Below are 26,824 nucleotides of genomic sequence, written 5' to 3'. Positions count from 1 at the left end.
TCCTAATTAAATAAAATATTTATGTCATCAAGTTTGTTTTGCACTTTTGGATCAGTGCAATTAATTAAAATTGAAATCACCTTTTTTTCATTCGGATACACAAAAAAGTTAGAATATGCACCAACACTGTTGCCTATATGACCGACAAAACTTTTTCCATGGACGTCTTGACTAACTTGAAAGCCCAAACCATAATAGGTTGGATTCTCATCAACAGTTTGTGAGGTAAGAACTTCCTGAAGAATTCTGGATTCTACTATCTTGGGATTCAATATTTCACTACCCAACTTGGCGATATCATGACTAGTAGACAAATAGCCTCCTCCGGCCATTTTATAATGATTATTGACCACAACGGCTTTTTTAAACCCCGTAGCTGATCTGGTGTAAAACTCAGCAAGGTCATTTTCTCTGTCTGAAATATCACCATTTATGTCGGTTGGATAAGTATTTCCCATTCCCAAAGGGTCCAACACTTTTTTCCTGACATATTCCTCAAAGGAAATACCGCAAGCTTCTTGCATAGCCAGAGAAAGTAAAACAAAATCAAAGCTGTTGTACAAATACCCTTTACCAGGTTCAAAAACCAAAGGGTCATTCTTAAAAACTTCGATACTCTGTTGTATGGAAAATGGTTTGTTCAGTGCAAATTCTTTACCGCGATACCCTCGGATTCCTGCAGTGTGCCCAGCCAATTGCCGCAGTGTAAAATCATATTCCTTTTTAGGGTGGTATGGCACATATTCATAAAAGGATGCATCCAAATCGATAAGCCCTTCTTCCAGCATTTTGGCCAAAGCTATTCCTGTGATACATTTTGAAATACTTGCAATTCGAAATACGGTGTTTTGGGGATCAACAGGAACCTTTTCTTCAAGGTTGGCAAAACCATAACCTTTATCAAAAACGGTATCCCCGTCCTTTAGAACGGTAACCGCCATTCCTGGCACCTTACCTTGAACAGCAAGGTCGTAGAGCATTGCATTTGCTTTTTCCAATCCATACAACCCTTCCCAAGACTTTTCTGGTGGATCAAATAAATCTCTAAAAAAATTGACAAGTGATTTCAACTCCATGGGTTAATCAGCTCCTAATGTAGCAAGAAACTTAATTTAAGAATTGCTTTGCAAGAAATCAATCCCTAAAAATCAATTTCCCATTAAAAAGTTCTTCGACATTAACTTCTGGTGGGCGGTTGATACTAATTACATCTCCTGTTCCCCTTATCACCCCAGAAATACTTGATTGAGGGTTCACAATAATGTCGTTGGAACCACGATGGTTCATACTTACATTTTGCGCCGCGAGACCTTCAGCTTCTATCCGAGAATCACCCGCAGCTATAACGACATTCAAATTGGCTGATACTCCGGCAAGTTTGAGAAACGCAATTCCATTAACGGTTATTCTAACATTTTCTGCATTAAGCGTCAAATCAAAAGATCCATCTGTTGTCTCCGATTCTGAATTAATGAAGCTTTCTGAAATTAAATTAAGGTTAGGGTAATTTAGAACTCCATCGCTTGAAATCAATAATCCAGTGCTGCTCCTGACTTCTGTAATGTTAGGTGAGGTCACATAAATTGTGGTCAAACCATAGTCCCTGATAAAATTGCATCCATTTTCATTTCTTAGAATGAGTCGATTGTCTGCTACTGACGCGGTAACTTCATTTTGTAGAAACTCTCCGGTTTCAATTTCCACTTGTTGTTCTGCCCCTTCTTTTAGGACCAGATTGATATTCTCGAATACGGTGATTGTTGTAAAGTTTGGTACCTCTGTCGTAGTCCTTATCAAATCACCAGCATTTTGGAAGCAATCTGACGTATTCTCACCATTACAAGCTATCAAGATTAAAGTCAAGTATGAAATTATCCCTTTCTTCATAGTCTTACTCCTATTCCAAATTCAACGGTTTCAGCCTTTGCGCCATGTGATTTTAGGGTAATTGCTCCAAAAACTTTATCTCCAAAATATCGCTTCAATCCTACCCGGTTATATACTCTCCCTTCAAAATCAAAAGGATAGTACACGTAATATCCTAGTTGAGCAATAACACTCATTTTGTTGATAAACAATTCATGTCCAACAAATAATCCGACCCGCTTAAAATCAGTATCCGCCGCAACATCCAGTTCAGGAAATGCAATGGATTGAAATCGAATTAATTCCTTTAAAAAATTGGAAAAGAACACATCTGTTCCGAATTGAATAGCACTTTTTCTCCCCAAACGTTTGTCGGCATAGGCGGAAAATATCCAAAAACCATATCTCCCAGAATTGATGATATCACTTTCATTGGCTCCCGTTCTGAAGGCCAAATTATAACGAATGGGTTCAGTTGTTTTTTCCTTTGATTCTGAAGCGATAAATTCATGGGTATCCCCACCATCCAAATCATAGGTTAACCCAACATTCAATGCCATTGTGTTTGTGGAGGTATTGGGCGCTTTAAAATTGGCGTTGGAGTAATGAATCAACGAAAGTCCAGCCTTCAATCCTAATCCGGAGAACAAATTTTCTTTATGGTAGTTTATCATCACTACCGTTGATGCAAGCAGATGTGACCCGAAGGCGTTATTCCTGAAATTGTTGTTCTTATCGTATGGATTGGTATTGTAAGCAACTCCTTGGCCAATACGAAGTTGTAAATTCCGTTTTAAAAAATAAAAATTATAGTGAGCATACAATCCGAAGTTCTCTCCCAAAGTTGAATTGTTCATGTTTTGATAAATGAACGAAAACCCGGTATCGGGATATCCATAAAGGGATTCCCATTCTTCATTTCCAAACCGTTTCCGGTTAAGTCCAAGAATTATTCCCCCGGGGTGATTGGTTATCAAATGGGATATGTCCGTGTTATGCAACAGAATGGAACCATAAAACTGGCTGGCATCCAACACATACTTTTTAGGGATTTCTTTTTGTTGGGAGAATCCACTTAAAAAGCTAAAAAAAACACATAAATAAAGTAGGCGCTTCATGAAGCGCTAAAGTAGGAAATTAAAAAACCTCCTTGGCAATTGCTTTGATATTATCTGATTTTCCCATCGAATAATAATGCAAGACAGGCACACCCGCATCTTTGAGTTCTTTTGACTGTTCTATGCACCATTCTACGCCAACTTGCCTTACTTCTTTATTATTTTTACAACCTTCGACCGCTTCAATTAAATCTTCAGGAATATCTACTCGAAACACTTGTGGCAGTAAATGTAGATGTCGTCTAACCGCGATTGGTTTTATTCCAGGTATGATGGGTACAGTGATTCCCATTTTACGAGCTTCATCCACAAATTCAAAGTACTTTTTATTGTCAAAAAACATTTGGGTTACCACGTAATCGGCTCCCAAATCTACCTTATGTTTTAACCGCTTTAAATCGGATTTTAATGAAGGTGCTTCCATATGTTTCTCCGGATACCCTGCAACCCCAATACAGAAATCAGCGCAATTGTCCGTTTCGATAACCTCGTGCAGATAGTTTCCCTTGTTCAAATCCTGTATTTGACTGACCAAATCTGAAGCAAATTGATGTCCCCCATTTGTGGCAGAAAAATATTTCTCTTCCTTCATGGCATCACCCCTAAGTGCCATAACATTATCAATTCCCAAATAGTGACAATCCACCAAAAGATACTCGGTTTCCTCTTTGGTAAAACCACCGCATAATACATGTGGAACCGTGTCCACATTATATTTATGTGTGATAGAAGCACATATTCCCAAGGTTCCAGGACGCATTCGGGTTAATTTTTTGTCCAAAAGTCCATCACGATCTAGGTATACATACTCTTCCCGAGAGGTTGTAACATCGATAAAAGGAGGTTTAAATTCCATTAATGGATCTATACTGTCGTAGAGTTCCTGAATGCTTTTTCCTTTTACAGGTGGTATAATTTCAAAGCTGAAAAGTGTATTTCCTTTTGCTTGTTTTATGTGATCGGTTACTTTCATTTGTTATTCTTCAACAATGTTTGGAGCGAGCCATTTCTGGGCTTTCTCTAACTCAATTCCTTTTCTATTGGCAAAATCTTCTATCTGGTCCTGTTTTATTTTTCCCAGTCCAAAATACTTAGCCTCTGGATGTCCAAAATAATATCCGCTAACGCTGGCAGCTGGCCACATGGCCAAACCATCAGTAAGTTTTACCCCAATTTTTTCTTCTACCTCCAACACTTCCCAAATTGTAAGTTTTTCAAGATGGTCAGGGCATGCCGGGTATCCTGGAGCTGGACGTATTCCCCGATATTTTTCATCAATCAATTCATTATTGGAAAAACTTTCACATGAAGCATAGCCCCAGTGTTGTGTTCGGACTTCCCTATGCAGATATTCGGCAAAGGCTTCAGCCAACCGATCCGCCAGAGCTTTGACCATTATGGAGGAATAATCATCTAGGTTCTCTTCATACATCTTGGCCAATTCTTGAGTTCCAAATCCAGTGGACACGCAGAAACAGCCCATATAATCTTGTATTCCTGAAGATTTTGGAGCTACAAAATCCGCTAAAGCAATATTTGGCACTCCTGCCCTTTTTTTCAACTGCTGTCGGAGCGTTCTAAAAATAGCTTGTTGGTCTTTACCCAAAGTAATCTCGATATCATCTTCATTTTCCGAATTGGCTGGAAATAATCCAAAGACAGCTTTCGCTTTTAGTTGTTTTTTGCTCAAAATCTCTTTCAGCATTTTTTGGGCATCCTCAAAAAGTTCCAAAGCTTGTTTTCCAACAATCTCATCTTGCAAAATCGCAGGATATTTCCCGTGCAAATCCCAGCTTCTGAAAAACGGCGTCCAATCAATAAAATCTGTCAATTTCTTTAAATCGAAGTCCTCCCAAATTTGAATTCCCATTTTATTGGGCTTGATAACATCTTCGGGATTCCATCCAATTTGAAATTTGTTTTTTCGAGCTTCTTCCAAGGTCAGATATTCTTTTTGCTTGGTACGATTCAAGAATTTATCTCGAAAACTCTCATAGTCCAGCTTGACGGTTTTTTTATAGTTGTCAGAGGTTTCTTTTTGAAGCAAATCACCAACAACCGTCACCGCACGGGATGCATCGTTTACATGAACAACAGCTTGACTATATTGAGGGTCGATTTTCACAGCTGTGTGTGCCTTACTGGTGGTAGCTCCACCTATTAAAAGTGGTACAGTAAATTGTTGCCGTTCCATTTCTTTGGCCAAAAACACCATTTCATCCAACGAAGGGGTGATCAAACCGCTCAATCCAATAATATCAACCTGTTCTTCTTTGGCCTTGTTGATGATTTTTTCTGGAGGTACCATTACTCCCATATCAACAATTTCATAATTGTTGCAGGCCAATACCACACTCACAATATTTTTTCCAATATCGTGCACATCTCCTTTTACAGTGGCCATTAATATTTTACCAGCTGCGGAAGTTTTAGCATCCTTGGATTCTTCAATAAATGGAGTAAGATGGGCAACAGCTTTCTTCATCACACGAGCGGATTTGACTACTTGCGGAAGGAACATTTTTCCACTTCCAAACAAATCTCCGACCACATTCATCCCTGTCATCAAATTGCCTTCTATCACCTCTAATGGTCTAGAAGCCGCTAACCTAGCCTCTTCCACATCTTCAACGATATATTGATCAATTCCTTTGACCAAAGCACGGGTTATTCGGTTTTGCAGCGGTTCTTCCCTCCAGGATAAATCGACTTTACTTTCTTTGGCCGTACCGACAACAGTTTCCGCAAATTCCAATAATCGTTCCGTGGCATCCTCACGTCGGTTTAGAATCACATCTTCAACATGTTCCAAAAGATCTTTGGGGATGTCATCATAAATCTCCAGCAAAGCTGGGTTAACAATCCCCATGTTCATTCCAGCCTTTATGGCATGGTACAGAAATACAGAATGCATGGCCTCTCTTACGGGATTGTTTCCTCTAAAAGAAAAAGACACATTACTCACGCCTCCGCTAACGCTGCAATGGGGCAGATTTTCACGCACCCATTTGGTTCCTTGAATAAAATCAAGAGCGTTGAGTTTATGCTCATCCATTCCAGTGGCAACGGGAAAGATATTAAGGTCGAAAATGATATCTTCCGGTGCAAAATTGACCTCATCAACCAAAATACGGTACGAACGCTCCGCAATTTCAACCCGTCGCTCATAAGTATCTGCTTGGCCAACCTCATCAAATGCCATTACAATGACGGCAGCTCCATACCTTTTAATCAATTTAGCTTGTTGAATGAACTGCTCTTTTCCTTCTTTTAGACTAATGGAATTGACCACACATTTTCCCTGTACTACTTGTAGGCCCGCTTCTATGATATCCCATTTTGAACTGTCAATCATTATAGGAACTCTGGCAATATCAGGTTCGGCCACAATCAAGTTTAGGAACCTTACCATAGCCTCTTTTCCATCAATGAGGCCATCGTCCATGTTGATATCTATAATCTGCGCTCCTCCTTCTACCTGATGTCGTGCAACGTCTAAAGCTTCATCGTATTTTTCTTCCTTTATCAGACGAAGAAATTTTTTAGAACCGGCCACATTGGTCCGTTCCCCAACATTGACAAAATTACTGTCTAGGGTTACCACCAAGGGTTCCAGGCCCGATAGCTTTAAATATCTTGGTTTCTGGTCGCTCATACGGAAACGGCTAGTTTTCTTGGTTGATAATTAGCCACCAAATCTGCTATGGCCTTTATATGTTCTGGAGTTGTTCCACAGCATCCACCAACGATATTGACTAATCCTTTTTCCACATATTCCATGATTTGGGAGGCCATTTCCTCCGGGGATTCGTCATACTCGCCAAAAGCATTGGGCAAACCGGCATTGGGGTGTGCAGAAACGCCGTAATCTGTTTTGGCCGATGCCACTTCTAAATGAGGGACTAGTTGCTTTGCACCCAATGCGCAATTGAATCCTACAGAAAGAATGGGAATGTGTGAAATCGAAATTAGGAAAGCTTCCGCCGTCTGCCCAGAAAGTGTTCGTCCAGAAGCATCAGTGATGGTACCGCTCACCATAATTGGAACCTCAATATTACGTTCATCTTTCACCTCCTCTATTGCAAACAAGGCGGCCTTTGCATTGAGTGTGTCAAAAATGGTCTCCACCAAAAGGATGTCGGAACCACCATCTAAGAGCGCTTCTACCTGCAGTTTATATGCTTCTCTCAATTCATCAAAGGAGACAGCCCTATACCCTGGGTCATTAACATCCGGTGACATGCTTGCCGTCTTATTGGTAGGACCTATACTACCCGCAACAAATCGAGGTTTATGAGGTTCTTTGGCAGTAAATTCGTTGGCTACTTCCTTGGCTATTCGGGCAGATTCATAATTGAGCTCATATACCAGATCTTCCATGTAATAGTCTGCCATGGCAATTGTAGTTCCAGAAAAAGTGTTGGTTTCAACAATATCAGCTCCGGCTGCAAAATATTTTCTATGGATTTCTGCAATAGCTTCAGGTTGGGTGAGCGAAAGTAAGTCGTTATTGCCTTTTAAAGGATGTGCCCAATCCTTAAAACGTTCTCCTCTAAAATCTTCTTCTTCGAATTTGTACTGTTGTAACATGGTACCCATCGCCCCATCCAACACTAAAATCCTTTCCTGCACTATTTCTTCAATTCGTTTCATAACACAATTACCCTTTTTATGGGATATAAATTGTATCAAGAAAAGTGTGGAAAATACGTTGGAAAGTATTCTTCGTTATCCTTCCCAAATCGAATCTGCGATAAGGGTAGAATTTAGCACCTTCTTTATAAAGTTAAAGGGTTGCTAAGGTTTCATAGGGTCTAATCCCTCCACCTTTCTTGATAACAATTTCAGTTTTTAAATGAACTAGGGACAAAATAAGCACTCTTTATTATCAAAAGCAACTTAAATACCCCTTTTTTCTATGTTAAAACCTTCCAAAGTGAAACAAAGGAAGGTTTTTGACTAACTCAAAATAACCTAAACAAAACTTTAGATTATACTTTGCACCACTTCTTTTTTGGCTTCTTTTTTGGAACCATCAAATCCTTCTACTCCTCCAACCGTGGTATATTTCATTACAAATCGTTTATCAGGATTGATAATTTGATAAGCATATTGGCACATTACCGCAGCTTCATGAAATCCAGATAATATCAATTTCAACTTCCCTTCATAGGTATTGACATCCCCGATTGCAAAAACTCGAGGTATATTGGTCTGGTAATCCTTTGCATTATTGACCTTGATGGCATTTTTCTGGATTTCCAAGCCCCAATTTCCAATAGGTCCCAATTTTGGAGAAAGTCCAAAAAGAGGAATAAAGTGATCAGTTTCTAAATAAGTCTGTCCTTTTGCTTCGTCATTGTGCTTGATTACTACAGCTTTCAGCTCGTTTTCCCCATGTACTTCTTTTACTTCTGCCTCAGTATATAATTGGATTTTACCGAGTTTAGCCAATTCTGAAGCTTTTTCAACAGAGTCCAACGCACCCCTAAATTCATTTCTCCTATGTACAAGGGCCACTTCAGATGCTACATCGGCCAAAAATATAGCCCAATCCAGCGCAGAATCACCACCACCGGCAATTACCACTTTCTTATTTCGGTATACCTCTGGGTCTTTAATAATATAAGAAACTCCATTGTCTTCATAATCAGCAATGTTAGGAATAATTGGTTTTCTGGGTTCAAATGAGCCCAATCCACCCGCTATTACCACAACAGGAGCATGATGTTTGGTTCCTTTGTTTGTAGTAACAATGAAAGAACCATCTTCTTGCTTGTCCAAAGTTTCGGCACGCTCACCTAAGGTGAAACCGGGTTCAAAAGGCTTAATTTGTTCCATAAGTCTATCCACCAAATCGCCTGCCAAAATCTCGGGGTAGGCGGGGATATCGTAAATGGGTTTCTTTGGGTAGATTTCCGAACATTGTCCTCCAGGTTGAGGAAGGGCATCAATCAAATGCGTTTTCAACTTCAACAAACCCGCTTCAAAAACTGTAAACAATCCTGTTGGTCCAGCTCCTATAATTAAAATATCCGTTTTGATCATAATCTTAATTTAATACTCTCAGCAAGGCTGATATTTATACTTTTTCAAACAATTTTATTCCCTCTTCTTGATGGTTCTTTTGAATCTCAATGATTTTTTGACGATGTTTAACGACTTCGCCAATTACTATAATGGCCGGATTGGACAACTGCTGCTCCTTTGCCTTGTTCTCAATGGAAGCAACAGTACCAATCCCAATTTTTTCACTTTCTGTAGTGCCATTTTGGATAATGGCCACAGGTAGGTTTGATTTTCCTTCTTTTTTAAAGAGTTCCGTGATCTCCGGTAATTTTGACATACCCATTAGAATTACAACCGTGGCATTCGATTTTGCGGCCAAAGCTACATCTGAGGAAAGTTTGTGTTCTTTTGTGGTTCCCGTAATCACCCAAAAACTTTCAGAGGCTCCTCTCTTGGTTACCGGTATATTTTGAGCTGCAGGTACTGCAACAGAAGATGAAATTCCAGGAACAACTTCAACACTCAAACCATGCGACGCGGCGTATTCCATTTCTTCTGCACCTCTTCCAAAAACAAAAGGATCTCCACCTTTTAATCGCACTACATGCTTGTTACTACTTGCACGTTGCACTATCAACTCATTAATCTGCTCTTGTTGATAGGCATAGCAGCCTTTTCGCTTGCCTACAAAAATATGTTCTGCGTTTGGGGCATATTCCAATAACTCTGTGTCAACCAAAGCATCATACAATACAACGTCTGCATGCTGCAATGCCTTGATTCCTTTTAAAGTAATCAAATCCACATCCCCAGGGCCAGCCCCTACAACTGTCAATTTTCCGTTATACATGTGCCAATTCTAATTTTCTGAAGGATTCCAATCTGTCTAAAACCAACTTTGCATCATCCAAAAAGGATGTGGCAAATGCTTGGCTGGGTTCATTTTTGTTCAATTGGAGTGCCAAATTTTCGAAGTTTTCCGCGAAATCAACCTTTCCCGTCTCAACATATAGCCTATCGAAATCCTTGATGATTGCTGAATGGGTATTTACTTTGACCTTTTCAGATGTCAACAGTGCCTTGGCAGAGTTAACAATAGACTGGTAGGAATAATAGATGCTTGCTGCCCATTTTTCTTCAATCAACGCTTCTTCCGCTTTTTCAATCTTCTCTTGACTTTCAAAAAACAAGGTGGCGACCAAATCAACAATGACTCCGGCACACTCTCCTATTCCAATCTCTTTTTTATATTTCTCTTCGGTACCCCAGTCAATAAAATCATCTTGCGTAAGGTTTTCGATATCTGAAAGCGGTTTTAGAAACTCATAGAAGTAATGTTCTCCTTTAGCTTCATAATAATGAGCAAAGGAAGCCCCATTGCCATTTGCATTAAAATCGTCCAGAATCAATCGGAGGGCTTGGGGGCCTCTCTTACTTGGAATTTTTACCACTTTATCTGCAAACCTGGCTTTACCGTCTCCAAAGTTTCCACCTCCCAATAGCACCTGAAGTGCTGGAGCAACCAATTTATCCTTGGTTCGTATAGACATTCCTTGGAATCCTATGTTGGCCATATTATGTTGGCCACAAGCGTTCATACAACCACTTATTTTGATAACCACATCTGGGTTACTAATGTATTGTGGGTATTCTGCTTTGATTACTCGCTCTAATTCTTCGGCGATTCCAGTACTACTTGAGATACCTAGATTACAAGTATCCGTACCTGGGCAAGCTGTAATATCCAACGCTTTGTTGTACCCTGCTTCTACAAAACCTAATTTCTTCAGTTCTGAATAGAAAAATGGAACCAATTCTTCTTTTACGTAAGGAATAAGAATGTTTTGGCGAAGTGATAAACGGATTTCTCCAGCTGCATATTCTTGCACCAACTTGGCCAATTCCCTAGCTTTATCAGTATAAAAATCTCCCAATAGCACCTTGATTCCAATAGCTACGTAGCCTTCTTGTTTTTGAGGTACTAAATTGGTGGATTTCCATTGTTGGTATTCCTCGTTTTCCTCTATCTGAACTGATGGAACTTCAACATCTGCCACCTCAGGTTTTGGATAATTTTCAAAATCTATTGGATAGGTCTGAATTGGAATAGCAGTCTGTTCTTCTTCCAATAAAGTTTTAAATCCTTCTAGTCCAATGTCTTTCAACAAGAACTTCATACGGGCCTTGGCGCGACTCCTACGTTCTCCGTACCTATCAAAAACACGGATAACACCTTCCATCAATGGAACAATTTTATCAGTTGGAAGAAAGCTATAGAGTTCATCTGCATGGCGCGGTTGGGAACCTAATCCACCCGCCAACATTACTTTAAATCCTCTTTGTCCATTCTCAACCTTGGCAATAAAACCTAAATCGTGCATATAGGAAAGTCCGGTATCTGCATCGCTTGATGAGAAGGAAACCTTGAACTTTCTACCCATTTCTTGCCCTATGGGGTTTCGAAGGAAATATTGGAAAACAGCGTGGGCATATGGAGAAACATCAAAAGGTTCATCAACATCGATTCCGGCTGTTTCACTAGCAGTGACATTTCGAACGGTATTACCACAGGCTTCGCGAAGGGTTACATCATCACGTTCCAATTCGGACCAAAGTTCTGGTGTGCGTTCCAAGGCCACATAGTGGATTTGGATATCCTGGCGTGTAGTGATATGCAATCGACCTCTTGAATATTCATCGGAAACATCACAAATGCGAAGTAATTGATTGGAAGTTACCTTGCCATAAGGTAGTTTGATGCGTACCATTTGCACTCCTTGTTGACGCTGTCCGTAAACTCCACGTGCCAAGCGCAGACTTCTGAATTTTTCTTCATCCAATTCGCCTCCTTTAAACTGACGAATCTTCTGTTCTAATTCAATGATATCTTTTTCAACTACAGGGTTCTCTATTTCCGTTCTAAAGCTTCTCATTATTCTATTTTTCCTATCTATTTAATAGGTTTTATTCAAAACCATGTTATCTATTCACAGCGTCATTGGTCGCATTTAGTTTATGAAACCAACACCGGCTGTGGTATTTGTTCTACTATCTATGATGATAAAGGAACCGTTTGTACGATGGTCTTTGAACCGATCGTAAAAGATGGGTTTGTTCAATTTTAACCGCACCTTGGCGATGTCGTTCATCTGTAAGGAGGTTACATTTTCTTCGATACCGGAATAATCCGGATGAATCTTATGTTCTATAGCATCCACTTTGGCCAATACCTTATTCACTCCATGTTGAATCACATACTTTCCTCCAGTTGCAAGGTTATCGGAGTCCATCCAAGAAACAGTTGCGGTAAGTTGCTTATCTATCGTAGGCAAATCGCCATCCTTGACCAACATATCTCCCCTACTAACGTTTACCTCATCCTCCAAAGTAATGGTTACGGAAGATCTTCTTGGAGCAGTTTGATATTCTTCATCGTAGAAATAGATGCTCTTAATTTTGCTTCGTGTCATGGAAGGTAGTACAACAACATCGTCACCTACATTCAATTCTCCACCATATACTTTACCAGCAAATCCACGAAAATCATGAAAATCCTCAGTCTTTGGTCGGACCACATATTGTACAGGGAACCTCGGAGTTCCTACATTAGATACAGCCGCTAGGTCTAAACTTTCAAGGTGTTCTAATATAGTTTCACCGGTGTACCATGGTGTATTTTTGGATTTCTCAACAACATTATCTCCTTTTAATGCACTAACAGGAATAAATGTGATTTTTTGTCCAGCATAATCTCGTTTGCTCATCAATTCCTCGAAGTCCGCTTTAATTGAATTGTATTTCTCTTCGGAGAAATCTACCAAATCCATTTTATTGACAGCAACGATAACTTCTTTTACACGAAGTAAGTTGTTAATGAAAAAGTGACGATTTGTTTGTTCTATCACTCCTTTTCTAGCATCAATCAATATGATTGCCGCTTGGGATGTAGAAGCACCGGTCACCATATTTCGGGTATACTCCACATGCCCTGGGGTATCCGCTATAATATAACTTTTGTTAGCTGTAGAAAAGTAAATATGGGCTACATCAATAGTAATCCCCTGCTCTCTTTCTGCTACCAATCCATCTGTAGCTAATGAGAAATCAAGGTAATCGTACCCTTTTTGCTTACTGGTTTTTTCAATAGCCTCCAATTTATCGTCTGTCAACGATTTTGTGTCGTACAACAGTCGTCCAATCAAGGTGCTTTTTCCATCATCTACGCTACCTGCGGTAGCAATTTTCAATACTTCCATAATCTCTTAAAAATAACCTTGTTGTTTACGTTTTTCCATTGCCGCTTCGGAACGCTTGTCATCGATTCTAGCTCCACGTTCCGAAATTTTTGATTCCCTGATTTCAGCCACTACTTTTTCAATAGTATCGGCATACGACGCCACAGCTGCAGTACAGCTCATATCACCTATGGTTCTAAAACGCACCATGCGTTCCTCAACCACCTCATCCTCTGCTCTAAATACCACATCGTCCTCTGCGGACCATATCAATCCATCTCTTAAAAAGATGTTTCTTTTGTGTGCGAAGTAAATAGAGGGAATCTCAATATTTTCTTTTTCAATGTAGCTCCAAACATCTAGTTCAGTCCAATTGCTTATCGGGAAAACTCGAACGTTTTGACCCATTTCAATTTCACCATTCAGCATATCGAACAATTCAGGACGCTGGTTCTTTTCATCCCACTGTCCAAAATCGTCACGAACAGAAAAAATACGCTCTTTGGCTCTAGCTTTTTCTTCATCTCTTCGTGCCCCACCGATACAGGCATCAAATTTGAACTCTTCAATAGCATCCAACAAAGTCGTGGTCTGTAGCATATTTCTACTGGCATACTTTCCGGTTTCCTCAACTACTTTACCCTGATCTATGGAATCTTGAACATTTCTCACAATAAGCTCAACACCAAGCTCTTCAACCAATTTATCACGAAACTCAATCGTTTCAGGAAAATTGTGGCCGGTATCGATATGCATTAATGGAAATGGGATTTTTGCTGGCCAAAATGCTTTTTGCGCCAATCTTACCAGTGTTATTGAATCCTTTCCTCCTGAAAACAGCAAAACTGGTTTTTCAAATTGGGCGGCAACCTCACGTAGTACATAAATGGCCTCATGCTCTAGTGCATTGGCGTTTGGCCTTTTATCCAAATCCAATAGTTCTGGTTTTTGTATTTCTTCTAAAATTGTGCTCAAATCTTAATTTTTTGTTTGGGTTTCTGTTTCCACAGTAATGATGATATTTTATGTATGCAATCCACATTCACGGTTTTCCAACACCTTGGTAGGATCAAAATATTTATGTTCGTTGGGTAAATTTCGTTCTCTTAAATAGGCGTCTAATTGTGTGTCGCTCCAGTAATAGAACGGGCTGACTTTAAGCACCCCATCCTTGCTCAAGCTCAGCACATCCAGGGAATCTCGGTGCGCCGTTTGGCCCTGCCGCAGATTGGTAAACCATACATCTGGTTTGTGTTCCTTCATCGCTCTTCTAAAAGGTTCCAATTTTACTTGCTCTGTAAAAATTGCATGTCTTGGGTCATCTATCTGTGGAATTCCCATAACAGAATCTCGATGTGCAGCGGTCTGTTTTGGCACGTACAATTTAATATTCAAACCTAATCGGGATATGAGTTCCTCGGCATGTTTATAGGTATTGGGTGTATTGTAACCGGTATCGCACCAAACTACTGGAATGCTTTTATCAACATCAGTGACAGCATGAAGTATGGCTACTTCGTATGGACGAAAATTTGTGGTAACCACCGGGGTATTTCCATTGGCAATAGCCCATGAAATTATTTCCTGGGGATCAATCCCTTTAAAATGTCGATTTAGTTTTTCTATACTTTCTAGTGTAAATGCCATATCATTCTGATTTATCTACCCCAGCCAATCTTGTTCCAGATTCTCTCATGGAAAAAATAGAGAATCATTTTTGTGATAAAATCCGCCGAAGCAATGGAAGCAGCTACGACAACCTCATCCACAAAAAAATACGAAATTATCAAGGTATCCAAAGTACCAACCACCCTCCAGCTAACAGCTTTTGCGATGCTACGAATTGGTCTTTCCGAATTCTTATCTTCCTTAAAAGATGTCTTCTCTTTTTTAGTATTGAGTATGAGTTGGTCTGCTATCATAATATTATCCTATCGATTTACTAGGAATTACAAACATAGGTGTTTTATTTTATTGTAATCGTTAAAAGCTGCATAAAATTACTATTACCCTATCGTTTTTGTAGATTTATATGGATGTTGCGTTCAATTTTATGGATTTATTGATCCAAAAGAGAAAATACTATTGAATTTTAATCAGGAAATGAGGTCGGCCAAGGTGTTATTGCGGTATACCTCCAATGCGCTGTCCCTCACTTGAAGCATCAATTTGTTTACAGAGCATTTGTTTTCGTCAGGACAGTCTGCACACTTCTCGTAGAAGTTAAGGCTTACACAGGGCACCATAGCAATTGGGCCTTCTAGCACCCGCATTACAGCAGTCATTAAAATATCTTCCGGTTCTTTGATGAGATAATAGCCGCCACCTTTTCCCTTTTTTGATCCTAAAAAACCATTTCGTCTTAAGGTAAGTAGTATGCTTTCCAAAAACTTTTGTGAAATGTTTTCATGCTTCGCTATCTCCGCAATTTGAACGGGCTCACGAGTTTCCAGAGAGGCCAGGTAAGTCAATGCTTTTAAACCGTATTTTGTCTTCTTGGAGAGCATCCAACGAAGATAGCGAAAATTAACAATCGCCTGTTCTAATTTGGGTGAAAGTCAAGATTACCTAGCCCAACGCCTGCTCTATGTCGACGATGATATCTTCTATATGCTCAAGTCCCACAGATATTCGAACTGTTCCATCCGAAATTCCGACCGACTTTCGTTCTTCCAGAGTTAATTTACTATGTGTAGTTGACGCAGGATGTGTAACAATGCTTCTGGAATCTCCTAAATTGGCAGAAAGGGACAACATTTTTACCGAATCAAAGAATTTTCTTCCCGCAGCAAGACCTCCTTTTACCTCAAAGGCCACTACACAACCGCCAGCCTTCATCTGTTTTTTAGCCACCTCATATTTGGGATGGGATTTCAAAAAAGGATATTTGACCCACTCAATTCGTGGATGACTCTCCAAAAAAGTAGCCAATTTCAGTGCATTTGCACAATGTCTGTCCACCCGAAGTGCCAAAGTTTCCAGACTTTTGGACAAGATCCAAGCATTGAACGGAGAAAGTGACGGCCCAGTAATTCGAGAAAAGCGATAAATCTTATCAATAAGGTCATTGTTTCCAACGGTAATGCCCGCCAAAACCCTTCCTTGACCATCCATCAATTTAGTTCCTGAATGAATGACCAAATGCGCACCAAACTTAATGGGCTGCTGTAAATAAGGAGAAGCAAAACAATTATCAACGATAAAAATCAGATTGTGTTTTTTGGCCAAGTTTCCAAGAACTTCCAAATCCAAAACATCAACTCCGGGATTGGTCGGGGATTCTGCATAAATAATCTTGGTCTTGTCGGTTATTAAACCTTCAACAGCATCCAAGTCATTAATATTAAAATAACTGGTACTGATGCCCCATTTTGGGAAAAACTGGGTAAACAATGAATGGGTGGAGCCAAAAATGCTCCTACATGAAACAATATGGTCTCCACTTTCCAGCAGTGCTGCGAAAGTACCATAAACCGCAGCCATTCCGGATGCAAAGGCAAAACCACTTTCTGCACCTTCCATTTTACAAACCTTATCAATAAATTCCGAGGAGTTTGGGTTGGAATAACGGGAATAAATATTCCGGTCTTTTTCCTCAGCAAAAGAGGCGCGCATGTCTTCGGCATCTTCAAAAACAAAGCTGGAAGTCAAATACATGGGGCTGGAATGCTCCAGGAATTGTGTTCGTTCTATTTGCGTGCGAATCGCCTCTGTTTCAAATTGTTTTTTCTCCCTCATATTTTTTCTGCTATTCTTAAAATATCACCGAAAACACCACGTGCAGTAACTGCAGCTCCGGCGCCGGCACCTTGAATCACCAAAGGATTTTCACCGTAGGATTCCGTATAGATTTCGATAATCGAATCGGACCCGCTCACCTGGCCTAATGCACTTTCTTTGGGCACGGAAACCAGTTTCACATCCAAAATGCCCTTGTCTTGTTGTAAATCGCCATGCAAGTCTCCAATATATCGCAATACATGTCCCTCTTTTTGCGCCTCTTTGACCTTTCCAAACACCTCATCCATGGCTTCTATTTTTCCTTTGAACTCATCAAAACTTAGTGGTTGTAATTCTTTTGGAATCAAATTTTCAATCTGGATATCATCAAACTCATTATGTAAATCGAGCTCACGAGCCAAAATCAACAGTTTTCTTCCTACATCATTTCCTGAGAGATCTTCTCTTGGGTCTGGTTCGGTAAATCCTTTCTCCATTGCCTCTTTAACAATTCTGGAAAATGGAACCTCATTTTCAGAAAATGTATTGAAAATATAGCTCAGGGATCCTGAAAAAACGCCTTTAATCCTAGTTATGTTTTCTCCAGATAAATGTAATAGTTTTATAGTATCGATAAGTGGCAACCCCGCTCCAACATTAGTTTCGTAGAGGTATTGTTTTTGATTTTTTTCAAGGTGTTGGCGTATGGATTTATAGTAATCAAAGTCTAGCGTATTTGCTATTTTGTTAGAGGAAACCAAATCGAAACCATTTTCTATCAATGCTTCATAATGGGATACAAATGTCTTACTTGCTGTGTTGTCAACTGCTATCAGATTTTCCAAATGATTTGCTTTTGTAAATTCAATAACGTCCTCCACTTGATACGGAACACCCGCGGTCTCTAAATCCGTTTTCCAATTTTCGGTTATGCCTTCGGCATTCAACAGTACTTTTCTGGAATTGGAAACCGCAAACACACGAAGGTCAATATCTTTTCTGTTTTCAATACTGAATTTGGAATCCAATATTTGGTCGATTAAGGTGCCTCCCACATTACCATGCCCAAAAATGGCCAGGTTCACCTTTTTGGCTATTCCGAAAATCTGTCCGTGGACCACATTAATGGCCTTGTTCAAATCCGATTTCTTCAATACCAAACTCACATTTTTACCTGTCACGGTATTATTAAACAGGAGCGGAACTATCTGGTTTTTCACCAAGGCATTAAAAGGTTTGTGAAAAGTACTCAGGTCCATGCCCACAATGGAAATTACTGATACATTCTGGATTACTGTAATTTGATTGACATCTTGGGAACTATAATCTGTTTCGAACTCTGCATCTAGCACTTTTTTGGCTTTTTGCGCCTCTTTTGCATCAACCACCAAACCGATACCTCTTTCGGAAGAACCCTGAGATATAATCCCAACATTAATATTGTTTTGTCCAAGTGCTTTAAAAATACGGGCGTCAATTCCTACTTTTCCTAAAAGCCCCCTTCCTTCAAGATTAATCAAAGCGACATCTTCCAAAACCGATAGAGATTTAATTCCTCCATCGTCTTTTTTAGGGCCAATCAGTGTTCCTTTATTATCACCGTTGAAGGTATTGAGTATCCGCAGAGGAATGTTCTTCTCGATAAGGGGAATTATGGTTTTTGCATGTAAAATAGTAGCTCCAAAATTGGCTAATTCATTTGCTTCTGCATAGGAGATGGCATCAATCAGCTTTGCATCGGGCACCAAATCTGGATTGGCCGTATAAATTCCGTTTACATGGGTATAATTCAGTAACTCACTGGCGTCTAAAAAATTAGCAAGAAGTGCTGCAGAGTAATTTGTTCCATTTCTTCCCAAGGTTGTGGTTTCTCCTGAACCATTTGAAGCAATAAAACCGGTTACTATGGGCACAATATCCGCAGAGATATCTTTAAAACATCTGATGACATTTTCTTTGGAAAGGCCTTCATCCACTTCAGCATTGGTAAAGGTATCATCTGTTTTAATCAAAGTTCTCGAATCAATTAACTGTGCTTTGATTCCAGATTCTTTCAACAAGGAGGTAACTGTTTTTCCGGAAATCAGCTCTCCATAGGCCATAAGTTCATCCTGAGTTTTTGCACTGTAATCCCCAGTAAGTGAAACGCCTTTGAGAATTTTTTCCACCACCGCCAGTTCATCGCTGATGACAGCGGTATTGGACAACCCTTCTATTTGATAGCTGGAAAAATCTTTTAGCTCCCCTTCAAAATCTTTTCCTCTTGAGGCTTTCTTCAACATAGATTCCAACTGGTCAGTAGCTTTTCCTCTAGCAGATAGCACAACCGCAAAGTTTTCCTTTTCTCTTGCCTTTTCTGAAATAATCTTAAGGACTCTTTTAATGCCATCTCCGTTGGCCAAAGATTTTCCTCCAAACTTTAGAATCTTGATTCGTTCCGATTTCCCATTTTTTTGAAATACCGGTTCCAAAAGCTTTTCTAGCTGCTCAAACTCCATCAAAAAAGCATCATGACCATGTAGTGACTGCACTTCACCATAGGTGACATTCGTATTGACCAGTGCCAGTCGCCTAAAGGTTTCTTTATTTTCCTCTGCGGTAAAGAATAAGTCTGAATTAACCCCAATAATATGAATCTTGGTGTCACTTTCTTGAAGCGTCTTAAAGGCTTGGTCTCCTTCTCGGGTGATATCAATAGTCTTCAAAAGTTGGTTCATTAGCTTATATGCAGACAATTGAAATCGCTCTTGCAGTTTCTTCCCATGGTGCATCAACCAGCTTTCTACATTAAAAACCTGCAGTTCCTCATTTGTGCTGCGCTGGAATCGTTCTTTGAATGATTCTGGAGTCCGGTAACAGAGCATCGCATGCATACGGGCATCGTGCACTGGTTGTTTTGAATTGACTAAAAACTGTTCTTGAATCTGGCAATTCGCAATCAACCAATCCGTGGACTTCCAATCTGAAGCTACTGGAATCAAATGTTCGGTAATGTTCGGGTTTAAAGCAGTCATTTCCCAGGCAATGCCACCACCCAGAGAGCCTCCGATGATGGCATACAAGCGGTCAATTTTCAACTGCCTTAATCCTTCAAGAAAGATTTGGGCGATATCTCCTGCAACAAAATCCTTATAATTTTCAATTACAAAGCCATCGTATCCATTTCCAGGGATATTGAAAGCTAAAATGGTGTACTTACCTGTATCAATGCTTTTACCCTTTCCAATGATATCGGACCACCAACCGGATTCTCCCGTAACATTGGAATTTCCTGTCAATGCATGATTAACCAATATAATAGGAGCAGTATGTAATTCTCTTCCGAAAATTTGATACGACAATTTCAGGTCCTGAGAAGTACCGCTTATGGTTTTATAATTCTTTATTTCCGTTTTGTGGAGCATTTCTTAAAAATTGATATCGATTGGACAAATTACCTTTCGATGAACCTAGAATGGCTTTGCTTTATGCTATTTTAATATCAGAACTATTACTTAATGGCTGCAAAGGCTTGTTCCAAATCAGCTTTTAAATCCGATAGGTCTTCCAATCCAACAGAAAGACGAATCAAATCTTTGGTCACCCCGGCTGATTCTTGCTCTGCTTCATCTAATTGCTGGTGTGTTGTGCTGGAAGGGTGAATAATCAAAGATTTAGTGTCACCGATATTAGCCAATAATGAGAATACCTTAGTTGCATCGGTCAAAGCTTTGGCGGACTCAAATCCTCCTTTTACCCCAAAAGTGACCAAACCACTTTGTCCTTTAGGTAAATATTCTTGAGACAATTCATAATATTTATTCCCTTTTAGGCCAGGATAATTTACCCATGCAACTTCCTCCCTATTTTGCAACCATTCTGCCAAGGCCAGCGCATTTTCGCTATGTTGTTTAATTCGAACCGGCAAAGTTTCCAAGCCCTGAATTATTTGAAAAGCATTAAATGGACTTAATGCGCCACCAAAGTCGCGCAATCCTTCCAAAATCAGTTTGAAAGTAAATGCAGCAGCACCTAACGCTTCACTATATACCAAACCATGGTACCCAGCTGATGGTTCTGTAAATTCAGGGAAATTCCCGTTAGTCCAGTCAAATGTTCCTGCATCTATGATAGCACCTCCCAAGGCGGTACCATTACCATTGATATATTTCGTAAGTGAGTGAATTACAAGGTTTGCGCCATGTTCAATAGGATTTAATAGCCCCGGAGTGGCAACTGTGTTATCTACTATAAATGGAACTTTAGCAGCTTTGGCCTCTTTTGAAATTCCTTTTAAGTCCAGTACATCCAATTTTGGGTTACCCAAAGATTCTACGAAGAAAGCCCTGGTATTATCCTGCACGGCCTTACCAAAGTTGGATGGGTCAGATGCGTCCACAAAGGTGGTTGTGATGCCCAGACGCGGAAGTGTGACATTCAATAAATTATAGGTGCCTCCATATAAACTACTTGATGCAACAATGTGATCACCAGCTCTCAACAAGGTCAGCAATCCAGTCGAGATTGCTGCCGTTCCCGAAGCAAAAACAACTGCTCCTACCCCACCTTCGATAGCAGCCAATCTTTCTTGCAGAATTTGATTGGTAGGATTGTTTAATCGTGTATAAATAAAGCCAAGTTCGGCCAATGAAAACAAGTTTGCAGCATGATCCGTATCATTGAACACATAGGAAGTGGACTGATAAATGGGTACTGCTCTTGTTCCGCTAGTTTGGGTCGTGTCGTGACCCGCATGCAAAGCATTGGTTGAAAATTTTTGATCACTCATGATTTCTAGTTTTTTAAATTATTAATTGCGATAAATTAAAAAGCCAAACCCTGCTCGACCATTTGGCCGATAGGAAAAATCAAAAAGTTATAAGAAAGTGAAACCGAAAATATATCGGTCGTTGTTATCTATTCCCATATGGGATAGAATTTAGCACCTTCTTGACATTGGAAGTCAAGGGTTGCTAAGGCTTCATAGGGTCTATTCCCTCCACCTTTCTTGATAACTATTCAATACGTGTTTGAACTTGTGAGGACAAATATAAAGGCAGAATCTTTTAAAATCCTAATGATTTTGGGAAATTTTACGTATTCGGGTGATTTTAATGGAGTAAGTTACAGAGATTTCTCTCGCTCATGGTGTTCGGATTGGAAATGTTTTCATTCCTCGATGATGGACTCTATTTCATCAACCTTCCAATCCCCATTTTCATTTTTCAAATAAACAAGGGCTGTCATTCCACATTGCTGACCACACGACATTGTAAAGTCTAGTACTCCATTCTTCCTCTCTTTATCAAAATAAATTCTTGAAAAACCTACCAATCCCATCAAATAAAATTCTTTCTTCCTTTTCCATCGTATTTTTGAATCAGGAATTTCACTTAGATACTGATAATAGTAGTTTTTTGATTTTTTGATTTTTGAAATATCTAATTTATAACCCTTTGCAGAATTCAACTTTGCTAACTTTAAATCGTGATTTGAGAAATGAAGATTGATATATTTTTTATAAAATTTTTGATCAAACTCATACACAGAATCCAAAATTCCAATTATCGTATTAGCCGAAGTTTCCTTCCTCCAAACTGAAGAACCATCAACTGTTTTTTTCAACATAAAACCTTCCGAAGTATCAGGAAATTCAGAATCAATAATTTGGGGTACGATTTGATATAAGACCTTTTGTTCAAATTGCAAACCTGTTTGTCTACTTGAACAACCCAAAAAGACAATAATTGAAATTCCAAATAAACAATTTCTAAAATCCATATTAATTATAATTAACCGTCAAAGGAAAACCTCTCCAATACCCGTTACAAAACTCAAAACATTTTAAACAAGGTCGTTACCAATCTTCCATTATAATCTGGTGATTAAAGGGACAATAGCTGCTTTGCTTCCTTTACTCTTAAATAAAATGGTGCCGCTTGCAAATCCAAACCACTTTGTTTTTTTATTCGAATTCCCTGACCAGAAATGATATCGATATTGGGAGAGAAATCAACATGAGGCAAATGTTCAGTCAAAACCACATATCTAAAATCATATAGCTTATCTACGATATTCTTGATTTCCGCATTGGATACATGTTGCAGTACTTGTCTTAAAATGACACAATCTGCAAATGGAAGGTCATCTTTAGCTATATCCAAACAATGGAATTCCAAATTGGAGCTCTTGAATTTTGTTTTGTTGTAGTTTATCAGTTCTTCAACAATATCCAATGCAATGTACCTTTTCGTGTGCCCAACCAATTGTGCTCCCACATTGAAATCTCCACAACCTAAATCAAGAACAGTCAATGGATTTTTAAACGATTTTAAAAATGATTGCAGAACATACACATAGGGTTTAACCAATTCAGGATGATGTGACCCGTCACCGGAATAAAAATTAGAACCATTGTCCCCCCATAGCTTAGCCTCATAAATTTGCTCCATGGCCTTTTTAGTGGGCCATGGCTTTTTCATTTTTTTGGCTGAACTTATTTTCATTTTAAGACTGAAAACTCAATGCTAGAGTCTGTATAAACGGTATGGGTCTGGGTTTTAAAATCTGTCTCATCCGCCTTAAAGATATTTTCCACATAGGTTTGTGGATTCAAATCAATCAAAGGAAACCAGGTACTCTGTACCTGAATCTGCAGTTTATGCCCTTTTTTAATGGTATGGAAGACATCTTGCAATTTGATATTTACATCCGTTTTTTTGTTGGGTGTAAAAGGTTCCGGTTCGGAAAAACTGTTTCTAAACCGTCCACGTAACACCTCGCTACGGACCATCAAATGATAGTTTGACATCTTTAAATGGTCTTGCATTTCTTCATTGGTTTCAACATCACCTGGATGCACATCAATGACCTTGACAATCCAATCCGCAGCCGTACCGGTAGTTGCCACTTTTAAATTTGCCATAATATCCCCGGCCAAAGTCAGGTCTTCTTCCATGACCTCTGTTTCAAAAACCAACACATCTGACCTGCGAGCTGCAAATCGCTGATCATCTGTCATATATTTTCTGGGTGTAAAAACAGTTTTTACATCTTCTGAATATGGAACTGGTTTTTTGATATCACTTATAAATTTAATCCCTTCAACATCTTCGGAATCAGAGGTCAAATTTTGGTCTTTGGATAGAAACATAGTTTGCTTTTCAACTCCTGATGGAGGCCAGGAATCATATGTTTTCCAGGCTTTACGTCCAGAATCAAACACATAGGCTTCGGGGAGTCCGCTGTTATCCCCTCCATCACCTTTTAAAAAGTGATTGAAAAATTTCGTCTCTATGTTTTCCTGATAAAATTCTGAAATGGAATCTCCGAAATAGTAATTCCCCACTAAACTTCTTCCATTTCGTCTTGCCCATCGACCATGATCCCATGGGCCGAAGACCATAGTATTATAGCCATCGGTATGTTTTTCAATGTTTTTATAAGTTTCCAGCGGTCCATAAAGGTCCTCCGCATCAAACCACCCCCCAACGATCATTGTGGCCACATGTGACTTGGATTTATCCAAATGCTGAATCAATCCACGACTTTGCCAGAGTTCATCATAATTGGGATGCTCCTTTATTTCGTTCCAGAAATAATCATCGGTGACCCCCTCTGGTCTCATCGTAGGAGTGTCCACGGTTTCATATTCGAAAAAGGAGTTCAAATTTTTCAATGGTCCTGCATCCAAAAAGAACTGGTACTGGTCTTCCGTTTGTAAATCTGGAAAGGTATACCACGCTGTATCTATTGGTTGGTCATTGTTGGGTCTGGGTGTACCAAAAAGTGAAGTCACCCTAAAATAGCTCAACAAATAGGCTCCGTTATGATGGAAATCATCAAAAAAGAAATCTCCAATACAAGCCTGGGGTGAAGCCGCTTTCAATGCCGGGTGGGCATCAATAGTGGCATAAGTGGCATAATAGCCAGGATAGGATATGCCCCAAACACCTACCTTACCGCTGTTGTTGTCTACATTGTTCACCAACCATTCGATGGTATCATAGGTGTCTGAACTTTCATCTACATCTTGGTCCGAAGTTTTATTAGGAAGGTAGGCGCGCATATTTTCATAATGTCCTTCACTTAACCATCGTCCTCTAACATCTTGGTAAACAATAATGTTTCCTTCTTTCATTAAATGAATGTTAGGCCCAATCTGTTTTCTAAAATTTTCTTCTCCATAAGGTCTTGAACTATATGGGGTACGTTGCATTAAAATGGGATATTCTTTTGAGGTATCTTTCGGGGAATAAATGGTGGTGTGGAGTTTGGCTCCATCACGCATTTCAATATCTACTTCTTTTTTGGTGTAGTTATCCGAAACATAAGTGTCTTCTAGCTGGACTTCTTTTTTTGTATTCTTTTTACAGGAAGAGAAGGCCAATGCGAAAATGAACATCAGCAATAGCGAACGAAATACTCTTTTCATCGTATAGAAATTTTGATTGACGCCTAAAACTACAAAGAAATCTTAAGCTGATGTCACCTAGACAAAATGTAGTAAAAAATGGTACTGGGTTTATAGCCCGAAAGCTTCCTTTACAGCATCCACCCTATCCAATTTTTCCCAAGTGAAAAGCTCCACTTCTTTTTCAACTCTTCCATTATAGGGTGATTCGAAAACCTTAGTAAGTATTTGAGGTTGTTTCCCCATATGCCCATAAGCCGCGGTTTCCAGATAAATGGGATTTCTCAACTTCAAACGTTCTTCAATAGCAAATGGACGCATATCAAAAAGTGCTGCGACTTTTTTGGCAATTTCACTATCGGTCAATCCCAAATTACCCGTACCAAACGTATCCACAAAAATCGAGGTAGGTTCCACCACCCCAATAGCATAACTTACTTGAACCAAAATTTCATCAGCCACACCAGCAGCTACCAAATTTTTTGCTGCATGTCTTGCTGCATATGCAGCACTTCTATCCACTTTACTTGGGTCTTTCCCACTAAAAGCACCACCGCCATGTGCACCTTTTCCGCCATAGGTGTCCACGATGATTTTACGGCCTGTCAAGCCCGTGTCGCCATGAGGTCCGCCAATGACAAACTTTCCTGTTGGGTTAATATGATATTTGATATCATCATTAAACAATACTTGTATGGATTCTGGCAATAGTTTTTTAACTTCTGGAATCAAAATAGCTATAATATCCTCCTTGATTTTAGTCAGCATCTTTTCATCTGAATCAAAATCATCATGCTGAGTTGATACTACGATGGTATCAATGCGTTGTGGTACATTGTCATCTGAATACTCGATGGTCACCTGCGCTTTTGCATCGGGTCTTAAGTATGATATGCTATCGCCTTTCCTTCGTAATTCGGCTAGAACTTGAAGAATCTTGTGTGAGATATCCAATGCCAAAGGCATATAATTTTCAGTCTCTTTAGTAGCATAACCAAACATCATTCCCTGATCACCCGCTCCTTGCTCTTCCTTGCTTCCTCGGTCAACACCCTGGTTAATGTCCTGTGATTGCTCATGAATCAGGGAAATTACACCGCACGAGTCTCCGCTAAATTGATATTCTCCTTTGGTATACCCAATTTTGTTGATGACATCTCGAGCAATGTTTTGGACATCTAAATAGGTGTCACTTTTAACCTCTCCGGCCAAAACAACTTGTCCAGTGGTTACCAAAGTTTCACAGGCCACCTTGCTTTCTGGGTCAAAAGCCAAAAAGTTGTCTAAAAGTGCATCACTGATTTGGTCTGCTATTTTGTCTGGGTGTCCTTCACTTACTGATTCCGATGTAAACAGATATGGCATGTACATATATTTTAAATGGAGAGATTTGACGGTACAGCCCAAAAAAGTTTACACTCCTTTTTAGCATTTTTTAGCGAGGTTGCAAGCAGTCAAATCTTTCCTCAATAATCGGGTGCTAA

Annotated in this window: 21 protein-coding genes and 2 riboswitches; all 21 genes read right to left on the bottom strand. The window is 39.5% G+C overall.

The genetic code is table 11. From position 1 onward, the window contains the following. Window positions 1–2: 2 nt before the first annotated feature. Window positions 3–1,076: a serine hydrolase domain-containing protein gene (locus ACOKFG_RS07130; RefSeq protein WP_299488305.1), complete on the bottom strand. Its 1,074-nt coding sequence runs from the start codon at window positions 1,074–1,076 to the stop codon at window positions 3–5. A gap of 58 nt (window positions 1,077–1,134) precedes the next feature. Then, entirely contained in the window at window positions 1,135–1,887 is a 753-nt protein-coding gene (locus ACOKFG_RS07125) for a head GIN domain-containing protein (protein ID WP_299488307.1), read from the bottom strand. Further along, window positions 1,884–2,984 (bottom strand): acyloxyacyl hydrolase, encoded by a 1,101-nt coding sequence (locus tag ACOKFG_RS07120; protein WP_298794366.1) that lies wholly within the window; start codon window positions 2,982–2,984, stop codon window positions 1,884–1,886. Before ACOKFG_RS07120 ends, ACOKFG_RS07125 begins: the two co-directional genes overlap by 4 nt. 19 nt (window positions 2,985–3,003) lie before the next feature. Then, complete coding sequence (metF, locus tag ACOKFG_RS07115; RefSeq protein ID WP_298794364.1) at window positions 3,004–3,957, bottom strand: methylenetetrahydrofolate reductase [NAD(P)H]; 954 nt, start codon at window positions 3,955–3,957, stop codon at window positions 3,004–3,006. 3 nt (window positions 3,958–3,960) lie between these two features. Beyond that, window positions 3,961–6,639, bottom strand: a complete 2,679-nt coding sequence (metH, locus tag ACOKFG_RS07110) for a methionine synthase (RefSeq protein ID WP_422862112.1) — start codon at window positions 6,637–6,639, stop codon at window positions 3,961–3,963. Continuing rightward, a complete protein-coding gene (locus ACOKFG_RS07105; protein WP_299488313.1) occupies window positions 6,636–7,637 on the bottom strand; it encodes a homocysteine S-methyltransferase family protein in 1,002 nt (333 codons plus the stop codon). Before ACOKFG_RS07105 ends, metH begins: the two co-directional genes overlap by 4 nt. A gap of 72 nt (window positions 7,638–7,709) precedes the next feature. Further along, a riboswitch (SAM riboswitch) is annotated at window positions 7,710–7,826 on the bottom strand. Window positions 7,827–7,970: 144 nt separating this feature from the next. Then, window positions 7,971–9,032: an NAD(P)/FAD-dependent oxidoreductase gene (locus tag ACOKFG_RS07100; RefSeq protein ID WP_299488315.1), complete on the bottom strand. Its 1,062-nt coding sequence runs from the start codon at window positions 9,030–9,032 to the stop codon at window positions 7,971–7,973. A 34-nt stretch (window positions 9,033–9,066) separates the two neighbouring features. Then, entirely contained in the window at window positions 9,067–9,843 is a 777-nt protein-coding gene (gene cobA, locus ACOKFG_RS07095; protein ID WP_299488317.1) for a uroporphyrinogen-III C-methyltransferase, read from the bottom strand. Then, window positions 9,836–11,926, bottom strand: coding sequence for a HEPN domain-containing protein (locus tag ACOKFG_RS07090; RefSeq protein ID WP_299488319.1), 2,091 nt, complete (start codon window positions 11,924–11,926; stop codon window positions 9,836–9,838). The genes cobA and ACOKFG_RS07090 overlap by 8 nt, the downstream gene beginning before the upstream one ends. 75 nt (window positions 11,927–12,001) lie before the next feature. Continuing rightward, window positions 12,002–13,249, bottom strand: a complete 1,248-nt coding sequence (locus tag ACOKFG_RS07085; protein WP_422862111.1) for a sulfate adenylyltransferase subunit 1 — start codon at window positions 13,247–13,249, stop codon at window positions 12,002–12,004. Between the two features lie 6 nt (window positions 13,250–13,255). Beyond that, a complete protein-coding gene (gene cysD, locus ACOKFG_RS07080; protein WP_422862183.1) occupies window positions 13,256–14,194 on the bottom strand; it encodes a sulfate adenylyltransferase subunit CysD in 939 nt (312 codons plus the stop codon). Between the two features lie 57 nt (window positions 14,195–14,251). Next, the gene (locus ACOKFG_RS07075; RefSeq protein ID WP_298794350.1) at window positions 14,252–14,875 is read right to left on the bottom strand and encodes a phosphoadenosine phosphosulfate reductase family protein; all 624 of its coding nucleotides are present in this window, start codon (window positions 14,873–14,875) and stop codon (window positions 14,252–14,254) included. A gap of 11 nt (window positions 14,876–14,886) precedes the next feature. Then, window positions 14,887–15,150 carry a DUF2061 domain-containing protein gene (locus tag ACOKFG_RS07070; protein WP_298794348.1) on the bottom strand — a complete coding sequence of 88 codons (264 nt, stop codon included), beginning with the start codon at window positions 15,148–15,150 and terminating at the stop codon, window positions 14,887–14,889. A 174-nt stretch (window positions 15,151–15,324) separates the two neighbouring features. Beyond that, window positions 15,325–15,735, bottom strand: a complete 411-nt coding sequence (locus ACOKFG_RS07065; RefSeq protein WP_298794346.1) for an RrF2 family transcriptional regulator — start codon at window positions 15,733–15,735, stop codon at window positions 15,325–15,327. 61 nt (window positions 15,736–15,796) lie between these two features. Next, the gene (locus ACOKFG_RS07060) at window positions 15,797–16,966 is read right to left on the bottom strand and encodes a trans-sulfuration enzyme family protein (protein WP_422862110.1); all 1,170 of its coding nucleotides are present in this window, start codon (window positions 16,964–16,966) and stop codon (window positions 15,797–15,799) included. Next, entirely contained in the window at window positions 16,963–20,352 is a 3,390-nt protein-coding gene (gene thrA, locus ACOKFG_RS07055) for a bifunctional aspartate kinase/homoserine dehydrogenase I (protein WP_298794340.1), read from the bottom strand. The genes ACOKFG_RS07060 and thrA overlap by 4 nt, the downstream gene beginning before the upstream one ends. A gap of 86 nt (window positions 20,353–20,438) precedes the next feature. Beyond that, a complete protein-coding gene (locus ACOKFG_RS07050; protein ID WP_422862109.1) occupies window positions 20,439–21,716 on the bottom strand; it encodes an O-acetylhomoserine aminocarboxypropyltransferase/cysteine synthase family protein in 1,278 nt (425 codons plus the stop codon). Window positions 21,717–21,837: 121 nt separating this feature from the next. Next, window positions 21,838–21,945: riboswitch (SAM riboswitch) on the bottom strand. Window positions 21,946–22,096: 151 nt separating this feature from the next. Continuing rightward, window positions 22,097–22,555, bottom strand: coding sequence for a hypothetical protein (locus ACOKFG_RS07045; RefSeq protein WP_422862108.1), 459 nt, complete (start codon window positions 22,553–22,555; stop codon window positions 22,097–22,099). A gap of 257 nt (window positions 22,556–22,812) precedes the next feature. Continuing rightward, on the bottom strand, window positions 22,813–23,409 hold the full coding sequence (locus ACOKFG_RS07040; protein WP_422862107.1) for a class I SAM-dependent methyltransferase: 597 nt from the start codon (window positions 23,407–23,409) through the stop codon (window positions 22,813–22,815). Between the two features lie 20 nt (window positions 23,410–23,429). Then, the gene (locus tag ACOKFG_RS07035) at window positions 23,430–25,361 is read right to left on the bottom strand and encodes a CocE/NonD family hydrolase (RefSeq protein WP_422862106.1); all 1,932 of its coding nucleotides are present in this window, start codon (window positions 25,359–25,361) and stop codon (window positions 23,430–23,432) included. A 90-nt stretch (window positions 25,362–25,451) separates the two neighbouring features. Then, window positions 25,452–26,705 (bottom strand): methionine adenosyltransferase, encoded by a 1,254-nt coding sequence (gene metK, locus ACOKFG_RS07030; RefSeq protein WP_422862105.1) that lies wholly within the window; start codon window positions 26,703–26,705, stop codon window positions 25,452–25,454. Window positions 26,706–26,824 lie beyond the last annotated feature (119 nt).

This window comes from Flagellimonas rhodophyticola (assembly GCF_049332665.1).
GTDB lineage: Bacteria > Bacteroidota > Bacteroidia > Flavobacteriales > Flavobacteriaceae > Flagellimonas.
This window is presented reverse-complemented; position numbering and strand designations above follow the sequence as displayed.